Below are 11,436 nucleotides of genomic sequence, written 5' to 3' on the forward strand. Positions count from 1 at the left end.
GGGCCCGGCGATGGTTCTCGGAGATCGTTCGTGGGTGTCCGTGGGGGCGCCCGGTTCTCGAAAGGACCCTCCTGTGGGTACGTATGCGGATCTGGTGTTCGTCGGTGGTCGGGTGGTCACGGTGGACGCGGAGTTCTCCGTGGCGGAGGCGCTGGCGGTGACCGGGGCGGTGATCAGCGCGGTGGGTAAGCGGGAGGACGTGGCCGCGCTGATCGGGCCCGGGACCCGCGTCGTCGACCTGAAGGGGGCCACGCTGCTTCCCGGGATCAACGACTCCCACCTGCACGGCTGCGCCTTCGGCATGTCGTCCCCGCCGCTGTCGGTGGAGGTCGGGCACCCGGCCGTCTCCTCCCTCGCGGACGCGGCCGAGGCGGTACGGGAGGCGGTCGGGCGGACCCCCGCCGGGCAGTGGATCACCGGGCACGGCTGGGACACCGGCTACCTCGCCGAGTGCGTCGCCGACCCGTCCCGGCACCCCTCCCGGACCGACCTCGACGCCGTCAGCCCCGACCACCCCGTCGTCCTGTACTCCTTCTCCGGGCACGCCACCTGGGTCAACTCCAAGGCGCTGGAGCTGATCGGCATCGACCGGAACACCGTCGCCCCGCCCGGCGGCGCGATCGTCGCCGACGCGTCGGGGGAGCCCACCGGGCTGCTCCACGAGGGCGCGCAGGCCCTCGTGCAGAACGCGCTGCCGCCGCTCAGCGGGCAGGAGCGCACCGACGCGATCCGTTCGACCCTCGCCACCCTCGCCCGGCTCGGGATCACCAGCTACACCGAGCCCGGCCTCGGCCCGGGCGGTGACGGCATCATGCGGGGCGCGCTGGGCACCGAGACGCTGGAGGTCTACCGGCGGCTGCTCGCGGACGGCGAGCTGACCGCCCGCGTCGGCGTCCTGCTCCTCCCGACCGGCATGACCAGCACCGCCGAGGAGTTCGCCCGCCACCTCGACGCCCTCGACCTCCCCGAGGAGCAGGACCCGCGCCGCCTCACCATCCACGGCGTGAAGGTCTTCGCCGACGGCATCGTCCCCAACAAGACGGCCTGGATGCACGAGCCGTACGTCGGCGGCGGCTGCGGCTCCCTGTGCGTGGGCGGTGAGGTCGACGACGAGCGGGTCGCGGAGATCCGGGCCATGGTCCGCCACGCCCACGCCGCCGGGTACCAGCTCGGCGTCCACGCCACCGGCGACCGGGCCATCGACACCGTCGCGGACGCCTTCGCCGAGGCCGCCGCCGAAAGCCCCCGCGACGACGCCCGCCACTACGTCATCCACGGCGACTTCCTCACCCCGCACGCCATGAAGGTCCTCGCCGCGCACGACTTCGGCGTCAACATGAACCCCACCATCAAGTGGACCGTCGCCGACATGGAGGAGGAGTTCGTCGGCGCCGGGCGGGCCGCCTACGCCTGGCCGTACCGCGACGCCCTCGACGCCGGGGTGCGCGTCGCCAGCGGCTCCGACGCCCCCGTCACCCACCCCGACTGGCGGCAGGGCGTCGCCACCATGGTGCTGCGCGAGTCCAAGGCCGCCGGCCGGGTCAGCGGACCGGAGCAGCGCATCGCGCTGGCCGAGGCGATCCGCACGTACACGATCGACGCGGCCTGGCAGGACTTCGCCGACGGCTGGAAGGGCTCCCTGGAGACCGGCAAGGTCGCCGACCTCTGCGTGGTCGACGGCGACCTGCTCGGCGCCGACCCCCGCGCCATCCCCGGCATGCCCGTCGTCCTCACCGTCCTGGACGGGCGGGTCGTGTACGACGCCCGGCCCGGCGGCGGCAGCGGCACCGGCATGTGATGCCCGGCGTCGAGTGCGGCGCCGTGGCCGGCGACCCGCGCGATTGACGTATCCCGGGCGGATGATCATCCTGGGGGAATGGCAGCACGGCACAGCGCAACGGACCTCCTGGACGCCGCCGTCCGCGTCCGCGAAGCCGCCAGGAGCGCCACCGCGGGCGCGACCGGTGTCGAGACGGTCCTGGCGGCGCTGTCGGAGGTGGTGGAGCACGACCACGCCTCCCTGGCCCGCTGGGACCCGGAGCGCCGCCGCCACACCACGCTGGCCGGCAGCTACCCGGAGGACGCCACGGCGTACATCGAGAGCCGTCTCCACCGCGACCCGGTCTTCCCCGTGCTGCGCAGCCCGGCCAGGGGCGGGCTGTGGCTCGGAGACGTCCCCCGGCAGCTCCTGGCCGCCTCGCCGGGCTTCCGGGACGTGCTCGCCCCGCTCGGCATCGAGGACGGCGTGGCCCAGTGCCTGTTCGCCGCCGACGGCCGGTACGTCGGCATGCTGAACGTCAGCATCCGCCGGCCGCGCCGCACCCCCGACCCGGCCCGCGCCGTGGTCACCCTGCTCACCGAGGCCCTCGCCGCCGCCGTGGCCTCCCGCGAGGACCCGCCGCCCGGCGGGGCGCTCCCGGGGCCCGTCCCGGGCGCGGGGCGGCCCGGCGGGCTCTCGCCCCGGGAGCTGGAGGTGCTGGCCGAGCTGACCGCCGGGCGCACCAACCGGCAGATCGCCGAACGGCTGTACATCACCCCGCGGACCGTCGGCACCCACATCGAGCACATCCTCGCCAAACTCGACCTTCCCAACCGCGCCGCGGCCGCCGCGCGGGCGGCGGCCTGGGGCATCGGCTCATCCTGCTGAGAGGGACGAGGCGAGGGCCGGGGAGAGGGCCGAGGAGAAGGCCGAGAAGGGATCAGGAGGGGGAGGGGACGTGGAGTGGACGGTGTGGGCTGGCTTCGCGGCCGGCCTCCTGATCTCGGTGGTGACCGCCCCCGTGGGGGTCTCCGGCGCCGTCTTCCTGCTGCCGGTCCACCTCAGCGTCTTCGGCGTGCCCAACCCGGCGGTCACCCCGACGAACCTGCTCTTCAACGTGGTCGCAGGCCCCGGCGCCCTCTGGCGTTACCGGCGCGACGGCGCCCTGCGCGGCCCGCTGGCCCGGCGCCTCGTCGCCGGTACGCTGCCGGGGGTGGTCGCCGGCGCGGTGATCCGCGTGTACGTCCTCCCCGGCCCGGCCGTCTTCCGGCTCCTCATCGCCGCGCTGCTGCTCCCGCTGGGAGCGTGGCTCTTCGTCCGCACCCTCCGCCCGGCCCGCCACCGGACCGGCGCGGCGGGGGAGCCGTCCCCCGGCGGTCTGACCGCCCTCGCCCTGGCCGTCGGCGTGGTGGGCGGGATCTACGGCATCGGCGGCGGCTCGCTCATCGGCCCGGTCCTCGTCGCCCGGGGACTGCCCGTCTCCCGCGTGGCCCCGGCGGCCCTCGCGACGACCTTCGTGACCTCGGTCGTCGGCGCCGCCGCGTACACCGTCCTCGCCCTGACCGGCTCGGGCGACATCGCCCCCGACTGGTGGCTGGGCCTGGCCTGCGGACTGGGCGGCCTCGTCGGCGGCTACCTCGGCGCCCGCCTCCAGCCCCGCCTCCCCGAACGCGCCCTGCGCCTCCTCCTGGCCACGCTCGCCACCGCCGTCGGATCCCTCTACGCAGCCCAGGTCCTCGTCTGAACACCTGGGCGGCGCCCCGCGCACCCACGGCGGCCCGATGACCACCCCCTGACGGTTGGACGCCCTCCGACGGTTGGACGGTCGCGCCCCGACGGTTGGACGGTCGCGCCGCGACGGCCGGGCGGTCACCCCGCCATCGTCCGCCGGTCACTCCCCGGCGAGGCCCAGCCGCTCCGCGACCGCCGTGAGGGCCTTCCCGAGGGGCAGGGCGACCCGGGCCGAGGCGAGCGTGTCGCCCCGCGTCGGATCCCGGTTGACGATCACCACGGGCGTACCCGCCTGAGCCGCCTGCCGGACGAACCGCAGCCCCGACATCACCGTCAGCGACGAGCCCAGGACCAGCACCGACGCCGCGCCCCGCACCAGCTCCCGGCAGCGCTCCACCCGCTCGGCGGGCACGGACTCGCCGAAGAACACCACGTCGGGCTTGAGCACCCCGCCGCACACCCCGCACGGCACCACGTGGAAGCCGGCGACCTGTTCGTCCGTGAGGTCGGCGTCCCCGTCGGGATTGATCGCGGCGGGCACCGGATCGAACCCGGGATTGGCCTCCTCCAGGCGCCGCGCGAGCTCCCGCCGCGCGCTCACGTCCCCGCAGTCCAGGCACACGACCCGGTCGAGACCGCCGTGCAGCTCCACGACGCCGTCGCTCCCGGCGGCCTGGTGCAGCCCGTCGACGTTCTGCGTGACGATCCCGGCGAGCAGCCCGCCCCGCCCGAAGGCGGCCACGGCCCGGTGCCCGTCGTTGGGCCGCGCGCGCCCGAAGGTGCGCCATCCGAGGTGGCTGCGCGCCCAGTACCGGCGCCGCGCCCCCAGGCCGCCGGTGAAGTCCTGGTAGGTCATCGGGGTGTGCCGGGTCAGGCTGCCGCCCTCGCCCCGGTAGTCCGGGATCCCCGACTCCGTGGAGATCCCGGCCCCGCTGAGCACCAGCACGCCCCCGGCCCGCACCGCGTCGACCACCGGCTCCAGGTCCGTCGTCCCCGGAGGAAGGTCCCCGGTCGGTGTCCAGCTCAAAGTCGGCCGCATACGCATGCGGCCAGCGTACGGAACGAGCCGCCCGCTTTCCCCTCGCCGGGAGGGGCGCGGCGGGTACGGGCCCCCGCGAGGACCGGCCGTGTCCAGGGCCCCGGGCGGGGCCGCTCCGGGCTCAGGTGGTGGACCAGTCCCGGGTGGAGAGCACGAGCAGGTAGCCGTCCGGGTCCTGGAGCGTCACGCCCCACGCGTCCCAGTACGGGTTGTGCGCGGGCACGCGCTTGCCGCCGTGCTCCTCGATCCGGCTCACGAGCGCGTCGGGGACCTCCTCGCCGAGGTAGACCACCAGCAGGTCCTCGGCGGTCGGCCGGGGCTCCGTCGGGGCGGCCGGGTCGTGGACGAGTTCGAGGTGCCAGGAGGCGCCGCGCCAGCCGACCATGAGCAGGGAGTGCAGGCCCGGCGTGCCGTCGGCCTCGTGCCGGTACTGGACGTCGAGCCCGAGCCCCGACACCCAGAAGCGTTCCGCCGCCGCGAGGTCGCGCGACGGGCGGGCGATGCGGATGTGGGCCGTGGCGTCGGCGGGCACGGGAGGACCTCCTCGTCGGGCGCGGTTCGGGCTGAACCGGCGGGCCTCCCCGAGCGTAGGGAGCTGCCGCCCGCCCGCCCATCGGGCGCTGGTCCTACGCCTGCCGGCCGACCCGGCCCGGGCTCCCGGCCGACCCGGCCCGGTCTTCCGGCCGACCCGGCCCGGTCTTCCGGCCGACCCGGGCCCCGGTCTCCCGGGCCCCGGTCTCCCGAGCCCCGGTCTCCCGGGCCCCGGCCTGCTCCCGCGTCCGGCCTGCTCCCGCGTCTACTCCGGCTCCGAGTCCGGCTCCGGCTCCGCTCCTGGTCCGGCGCCGCGTCCGGCCCGATTCCCCGACTGGCCGGCCTCCGTGACCGTTCCGGCTCCGCGCCCGGTCCGTTCCGGCGACCGCCCTGCTTCCCGTCTGGCCCTGCTTCCCGTCTGGCCCTGCTCCCCGTCCGCCCCCGCTCCCTGTCCGGCCTCGTTGCCGTCCGCCCCCGCTCCCCGTCCGCGGCCTCGTTCCCCTCCGCTCCCGCTCCGTCGCCCTCGTGGTGGTGGGCGCTATCGTCGGCGGATGTCCGAAGATCATGAGGTTCCCCCTGCCCCCGGGACGTTCGACAGCGCCATGGCCGTGTGGCGGGAGTGGCAGGAGGCCCCCTGGGGCCGTCTGCGCTACGCGACGGCCGAGGCGAACCTCGTCCGGCACGCCGAGGCGCTGGGCGACGGCCCGCTGCGCGTCCTCGACCTGGCGGGCGGGGACGGCGGGGACGCCGTACGCCTCGCGGCCCGCGGGCACCACGTGACGATCGTCGACCACGCCCCCGCGATGCTCGCCGCGGCGGCCGAACGGGCCGGGGCGGGCGGGCTGACGGAGCGCGTCACCTGCGTCGAGGGCGATGTGCACCGGCTGCCCGCCGCTCTCGCCGACGGCGCCTTCGACGTCGTGCTGTGCCACAACCTCCTCGCGTACACGGACGACCCCCGGCGCACCCTCGCCGCCTCCCTCGCCCCGCTCCGGCCGGGCGGCCTCTACTCGCTGATGGCGATCAACCGCCACTCGCAGCCGCTGACCCTCGCCGTGCGCGAGCTCGACCTGCCCGCGGCGGTGGCCGCGCTCGGCTCCGACCGGGCGGGGACGCGGATGTTCGGCTCGTCGCTGGCCCTGCACACCGCCGAGGAACTCACCCGTCACCTGACCGACCTGGGCTGCGAGGACGTGCGCCACTACGGCATCCGCAACGTCTGCGACCACATCACCGACGACGCCCGCAAGCACGAGCCCGCCTTCTACGCCGACCTCGAACGCCTCGAACTCGCCCTCACCGGCCGCCACCCGTACATGCACACGGCCCGTCTCCTCCAGCTGGTCGGCCGGAAACGCGGACGGTGACGCCCGCGTCCGCGGCGCGCGGAGGTCACGCGCCGGCGGGCTCCGCGAGCCGGTCCAGCTCGCGCATCGCCTGGGAGTGCGCGCTCATCCGGCGGCTCACCGTGCCGGTCGTGAAGAGGGCCACGCCGGCGATCGAGACGGGGAGGGACAGCCCGAGCACGGCCAGGGCCTCCGGCCAGTCGCGTTCGCCCTGGCACCAACTGCCCCGGGCGCTGCCCTGGTTGGCGGTGGAGCGGTCGGTCAGCAGGCGCGACTCGCACTGGGCGGGGTGCTTGTCGTCGGGCTTCCGGTCGACCTCGTACGGCGTGAGCAGCAGCACGGCGCACCAGGCCCACAGGAGCGCGGCCACACCCAACAGCCCCATGCCCCACTGGCTCGTCCGCCGGGCGCGGTCGCGGAAGTCGAGGTCGAAGTCACGTGATCGCATGGGCCTCGAATCTAGCAGCGGCCGCGCACGGGCCCGGGTGCGGGCCTCGCGCAGGCATTACGGGCCCGGTGGGCAGGCCGCGTGCAGGCGCGTACGGGCCGCGTACGGGCCTCACGGGGTCTCGCGCGGGCCCGTGTTACCCCGCCTTGCCCTGCCCCGCCTTGCCCTGCCCTGCCCCGTGTCGCCCCGCCCTGCCCCGTCGAGGGAGTCCACCGGAGCCCCATTGACAACACGAGCGCGTGGATCATGGCCGCCCCGGTGTTGGACCGGACGGACGCCCGGAGGCGAAGCTGATCTTCGGCAACCCGCCCCCCGCCCCCCGCCCGTGAAATGAGGCCGTCCCGTGGACGACGTGTTCGAGACGAAGAGCGGCGCGGTCCGTGGATTCCGGGCCGCGGACGACGTCGTCGCCGTGCTCGGCGTCCCGTACGCCGCGCCCCCGTTCGGCGCCGACCGGTTCCGGGAGCCGCGCCCGACCCCGCCGTGGAGCGGGGTCAGGGACGGTACGGCCTTCGGGCCGGTCGCCCCGCAGTCGGCGGAGCTCCCCGGCGCACCCTCCTGGTCGCCCGGCGACGAGGACGTCCTCACCGTCAACGTCTGGACCCCGGCGCCCCCCGCCGGCCGACTGCCCGTCCTGGTCTGGATCCACGGCGGCGCCTACACCTTCGGCTCCTCCGCCCAGCCCGACTTCGACGGCACGGCGGCGGCACGGACCGGACTGGTCGTGGTCACGCTGAACTACCGGATCGGCTTCGAGGGCTTCGGGCACGTGCCCGCCGACGCCGACGCCGACGCCATCGCCCCGCCCGACAACCGTGGCCTGCTCGACCAGATCGCCGCCCTGCGCTGGGTCCGCGACAACGCCGCGGCCTTCGGCGGCGATCCGGACAAGGTCACGGTCGCCGGCCACTCCTCCGGCGCCACCTCGGTGGCCTGCCTGATGGTGATGGAGGGAGCCCGCGGCCTGTTCCGCCGCGCCATCGCCCACAGCCCCGCCAGCCCCTTCCACACCCGGGACATCGCCGCCTCCACCACCCGCGAGATCGCCGCCGCGGCCGGCTGCGACGCCACCCCCGCCGGCCTCGCGTCGGCGACGCCGCAGGCCTTGGTCGCGGCCTCGGACCAGGTGGTCGAGGCGTACCGGAACGACCCCGCCTCCGGCTCCCGCCACTACGACCCCTCCCTCTTCGCGCCCGTCCTCGGCGGCGCCACCCTGCCCGCCGACCCCCTCACGGCCCTCGCCGCGGGAGCGGCCCGGGACGTCGACCTGCTGGTCTGCCACACCACGGAGGAGTACTGGCTCCTCGACGCCGTCGGCAGCTGCGCGAAGCTCACCACCGACGCGCAACTCGACCGCTTCGCCGCGGACTTCGGACTCGCCGGGGAGCTGGTCGAGGGCTACCGCTCCGCGCTGCCCGGCGCGCCCGTCACCGACGTCCACCTCGCGCTCTTCGGCGACCTGCTCTTCGGCGAGTTCACCCACCGGCTCGCCGAGGCCCACGCCGCCGGCGGCGGCCGGGTCCACCGCTCCGTCTTCGACCGCCGTCGCGGGGGAGCGGACGGCGCGGCCGTCCGGGCCTGGCACTGCGCGGACATCCCCTTCGCCTTCGGCAACCTCGACGACCCCCGCCTCTCCTTCCTCATCGGAGGCGCGCCCGCGCCCGAGGACCACGAGCTGTCCCGCCGCATGGTCCGCGCCTGGTCCGGCTTCGCCGCGACCGGCCACCCGGGCTGGCCCCCGATCACCGGCACCACCGAGCGGACCGCCCACGTCTGGACCGCCGGGGACCAGCCGGTGACGGACCGCCCCGTCCCCGACCGAGCCCTCTGGGCGCACACCGAATTCCCCGTCCTGCGCCCCTGAAGGCGCGCGGGCGGAGCGGCGTGAACCGGTTGCGGCGGGAGCCGGCAGGCATGGCAGGCCCGTTGGCCCCGGTGGCATGGACGGCGGCCCGGAGGGTGCTTCGGGAGGGACGTGGCGGGCGACGCTACCGGCCGGCGGCCTCGCCCAGCAGCCGGGCCGCCGCCTTCGCCGCCCCGTCGCCGCGCACCGCGTCCCGTACGGCCTCCGCCCGCGCGCGGGTCTCGGGGCGCAGCGCCGGAGCGAGCGCGGCCGTCAGGGACCCGGGCGTCGGCTCCGGGCCGTCGTGGGCCGTGCCGATCCCCAGGGCGGCGACCCTCCCGGCCCAGTACGGCTGGTCCCCGCTCCGGGCCACGACCACCTGCGGCGCGCCGGCGCGGGCGGCGGCGGCCGTGGTGCCGGCGCCGCCGTGGTGCACGACGGCGGCCACGCGCGCGAACAGCGCCTGGTGGTCGGTCTCGCCGACCGTGAGGCAGTCGTCCCCGCCGTCGGCCGGCTCCAGGCCCGCCCAGCCCCGGGCGACGATCACGCGGAGCCCTTGCGCGCGGACCGCCTCGACAGCCGCCCGGGCGATGTCCGGCGCCGCCGCACCGAGGGGCGTGCTGCCGAAGCCCACGTACACCGGCGGCGGGCCCGCCTCCAGGAAGGCCGCCACCTCCGGGGGGAGCGGACGGACGGCGGCGCGCGGACGGAACCACGCACCGGTCTGGACGACGTCGAGGCCCGTCGGCGGCCAGGGACTCAGGGCCGGGTCGGCGGACAGCCAGGGGCGGTCGGTGAAGGCGTGGCCGCGGACGTCGTCCACCGGGGGGAGGCCGACGGAGTCCCTGAACGCGCCGAGCATGGCGCCGAACATGTCGTTCGCGAGGCGGGCGTCGAGGTCCCACAGCTCGTCGTTGTCCTTCACGTCCGGCGGCAGCGGCCGGCCCCGCCGGCCGGGCGGCGGCTGGTGCGGGGCCGGCAGGACGACCGGCGTGTGCGTGGCGTACACGTAGCGGACGCCGAGCCGGTCGGCCACCGACCGAGCGCCCGCCGTGACCGGCAGCGGGCCCGTCGCCACCAGCACGTCGCACCCCTCGGCCGCCTCGGCGACCGGCCCGAACTGCGCGCCCATCAGATCGGCCGCGCGCTGGGCCAGGCCCACCGCGGATCCGGGCCGCACGGTCGTCACCAGCGGACGCACCGGCGCGCCGACCGGCACCGACGGCACGCCGCAAGCGGCCAGCAGCTCCGTGAACTCCTCGTCCGGCGGCGCGCACACCCGCACCTCCGCGCCCGCCTCGCGCAGCCCCACCGCCAGCGCGGCCATCGGCTCCACGCTCCCGCGTGCCCCGTACGCCGTCAGCACCACCCGCATGCCGCCGCCCCCACTTCTCCGCCAGGTGCCGTCCCAAAATCCGCGCCCGGGCGGTGCGACCGACCTGACCTGCGGGCTCGTGCAGGGGTGCGATTGTCGGTCGCGCGTGATAGTCACTACATCCACGGGGCGGGACGATCATCAGCCACCCCGTGCGAACAGAGCAAGGGGTGGGGACATGGCGTTGCTCCGGGACCTGGGGAACACGCTGGGAAGATGGACGGGCCGGCCCGTCGCGCGCGTCGACGAGGGCGCGGGGGACCCGGACGTCCGGCGCGTCCGCGAGGCCGCCGAGGCCGCGGACTGGGCGACCGTACGGGACGTGCTCGACGCGCGGCCCGAGAGCGAGGACCGCACCGGCCTCCTCTGGGCCGCCGGGGACGTCGCCGGGACGGAGCGGTGGATCGCCGACGTCGTGGCGGCGGAGCCCGGGGCCGCGCTGCCGCGCCTCGTCGCGGCCGTCCGGCACATCAGCTGGGCGTGGGAGGCGAGGACGGGCGCCCGCGCCCAGCACGTGTCCCGCGAGCAGTTCCGGGTGTTCCACGAGCGGCTGGACACGGCCGAGACCTGGTTGTACGAAGTGGCCGAGCGCGAGCCCGGCTGGACGTCGCCCTGGTACGCCCTCCAGGTCACCGGGCGCGGTCTCCAGGTCGGACAGGAGGTGGCCCGCCGCCGTTTCGAGGCGACCGTGCGCCGGGACCCGTACCACCTGGGGGCGCACCAGCAGCAGTTGCAGCAGGTCTGCGAGAAGTGGAGCGGCTCCCACGAGGAGATGCACGCCTTCGCCCGGACCGCCGCGTTCGGCGCGCCCGCGGGGACGCCCCTGGGCCAGCTCGTCGCCCTCGCCCACGTGGAGCACTGGCTCGCCCTCGACTCCGGAGCCGACGCCCGCTACATCGGGCAGCCCCAGGTCATCGCCTCCCTGCACGAAGCGGCCGACCACTCGGTCCGCCACCCGGACTTCACGACCGGCCGAGGCCGGATCCAGGCGCTCAACGCCTTCGCCATGGCCTTCTCCCTGGCCGGTGACCACCGGGCCGCCCGGGAGTGCTTCCAGGCCACGGAGGGGCGGGTCACCGAGTTCCCCTGGTACTACCTGGACGGCGACGACCCGGCCAAGGCCTTCAGCAAGCACCGCTCCGCCGCCGGACGCTGAGGGGAGGGCGGCCGAGGGGGCGGAGAGGGCGGGGGAGGGGCGCCGGTTGGAGCCGGTTGGAGCCGGTCGGAGCGGAACGGCCCGGGCCGACGCGCGGCTCGTACGCCTCGACCCCGCTGCCCTACCCGGCACGGGACCGATGCCGGTCCCGTGCCGGTGCCGGGCACCAGCGCGATCCGCGTACCGGCTCCGCCGCCCAGCCCGCCGC

Annotated in this window: 10 protein-coding genes; 6 read left to right on the plus strand and 4 right to left on the minus strand. The window is 76.2% G+C overall.

Translation table 11 applies throughout. The features are described from left to right. The first annotated feature begins 73 nt into the window (after nt 1-73). The 3 genes from ACF1ED_RS14445 (at nt 74) to ACF1ED_RS14455 (ending at nt 3,503) form a co-directional block, all read left to right on the plus strand. Nucleotides 74-1,798 carry an amidohydrolase gene (locus ACF1ED_RS14445; protein ID WP_391760146.1) on the plus strand — a complete coding sequence of 575 codons (1,725 nt, stop codon included), beginning with the start codon at nt 74-76 and terminating at the stop codon, nt 1,796-1,798. A gap of 78 nt (nt 1,799-1,876) precedes the next feature. Beyond that, nucleotides 1,877-2,647, plus strand: a complete 771-nt coding sequence (locus ACF1ED_RS14450; protein ID WP_391760148.1) for a response regulator transcription factor — start codon at nt 1,877-1,879, stop codon at nt 2,645-2,647. 70 nt (nt 2,648-2,717) lie between these two features. Further along, on the plus strand, nt 2,718-3,503 hold the full coding sequence (locus ACF1ED_RS14455; RefSeq protein ID WP_391760150.1) for a TSUP family transporter: 786 nt from the start codon (nt 2,718-2,720) through the stop codon (nt 3,501-3,503). A 147-nt stretch (nt 3,504-3,650) separates the two neighbouring features. Here the strand turns inward: ACF1ED_RS14455 and ACF1ED_RS14460 are convergent, their stop codons facing one another. After that, the gene (locus tag ACF1ED_RS14460; RefSeq protein WP_391760152.1) at nt 3,651-4,535 is read right to left on the minus strand and encodes an NAD-dependent protein deacetylase; all 885 of its coding nucleotides are present in this window, start codon (nt 4,533-4,535) and stop codon (nt 3,651-3,653) included. 115 nt (nt 4,536-4,650) lie between these two features. Further along, complete coding sequence (locus ACF1ED_RS14465; protein WP_391760154.1) at nt 4,651-5,061, minus strand: VOC family protein; 411 nt, start codon at nt 5,059-5,061, stop codon at nt 4,651-4,653. A gap of 550 nt (nt 5,062-5,611) precedes the next feature. On the opposite strand from ACF1ED_RS14465, the gene ACF1ED_RS14470 reads away from it, so the two are divergent. Then, complete coding sequence (locus ACF1ED_RS14470; protein ID WP_391760156.1) at nt 5,612-6,427, plus strand: class I SAM-dependent methyltransferase; 816 nt, start codon at nt 5,612-5,614, stop codon at nt 6,425-6,427. A gap of 25 nt (nt 6,428-6,452) precedes the next feature. Here ACF1ED_RS14470 and ACF1ED_RS14475 read toward each other — a convergent pair whose 3' ends face one another. Continuing rightward, nucleotides 6,453-6,854, minus strand: a complete 402-nt coding sequence (locus ACF1ED_RS14475; protein ID WP_391760158.1) for a hypothetical protein — start codon at nt 6,852-6,854, stop codon at nt 6,453-6,455. 352 nt (nt 6,855-7,206) lie between these two features. Between ACF1ED_RS14475 and ACF1ED_RS14480 the strand changes: the two genes are divergently transcribed. After that, nucleotides 7,207-8,718, plus strand: a complete 1,512-nt coding sequence (locus ACF1ED_RS14480; RefSeq protein ID WP_391760718.1) for a carboxylesterase/lipase family protein — start codon at nt 7,207-7,209, stop codon at nt 8,716-8,718. Nucleotides 8,719-8,842: 124 nt separating this feature from the next. Here the strand turns inward: ACF1ED_RS14480 and ACF1ED_RS14485 are convergent, their stop codons facing one another. After that, a complete protein-coding gene (locus ACF1ED_RS14485) occupies nt 8,843-10,072 on the minus strand; it encodes a glycosyltransferase (protein WP_391760160.1) in 1,230 nt (409 codons plus the stop codon). Nucleotides 10,073-10,250: 178 nt separating this feature from the next. Here ACF1ED_RS14485 and ACF1ED_RS14490 point away from each other — a divergent pair, with 178 nt between their 5' ends. Then, complete coding sequence (locus ACF1ED_RS14490; protein WP_391760162.1) at nt 10,251-11,228, plus strand: hypothetical protein; 978 nt, start codon at nt 10,251-10,253, stop codon at nt 11,226-11,228. Nucleotides 11,229-11,436 lie beyond the last annotated feature (208 nt).

It is taken from the genome of Streptomyces sp. NPDC014656 (assembly GCF_043084305.1).
Lineage (GTDB): Bacteria > Actinomycetota > Actinomycetes > Streptomycetales > Streptomycetaceae > Streptomyces.

Excerpts from the sequence above, each read along its gene's own strand:
- ACF1ED_RS14470 (WP_391760156.1), top strand. The coding sequence starts at position 5,612 with ATGTCCGAAGATCATGAGGTTCCCCCTGCCCCCGGGACGTTCGACAGC.
- ACF1ED_RS14475 (WP_391760158.1), bottom strand. The coding sequence starts at position 6,854 with ATGCGATCACGTGACTTCGACCTCGACTTCCGCGACCGCGCCCGGCGG.
- ACF1ED_RS14485 (WP_391760160.1), bottom strand. The coding sequence starts at position 10,072 with ATGCGGGTGGTGCTGACGGCGTACGGGGCACGCGGGAGCGTGGAGCCG.
- ACF1ED_RS14450 (WP_391760148.1), top strand. The coding sequence starts at position 1,877 with ATGGCAGCACGGCACAGCGCAACGGACCTCCTGGACGCCGCCGTCCGC.
- ACF1ED_RS14460 (WP_391760152.1), bottom strand. The coding sequence starts at position 4,535 with ATGCGTATGCGGCCGACTTTGAGCTGGACACCGACCGGGGACCTTCCT.
- ACF1ED_RS14490 (WP_391760162.1), top strand. The coding sequence starts at position 10,251 with ATGGCGTTGCTCCGGGACCTGGGGAACACGCTGGGAAGATGGACGGGC.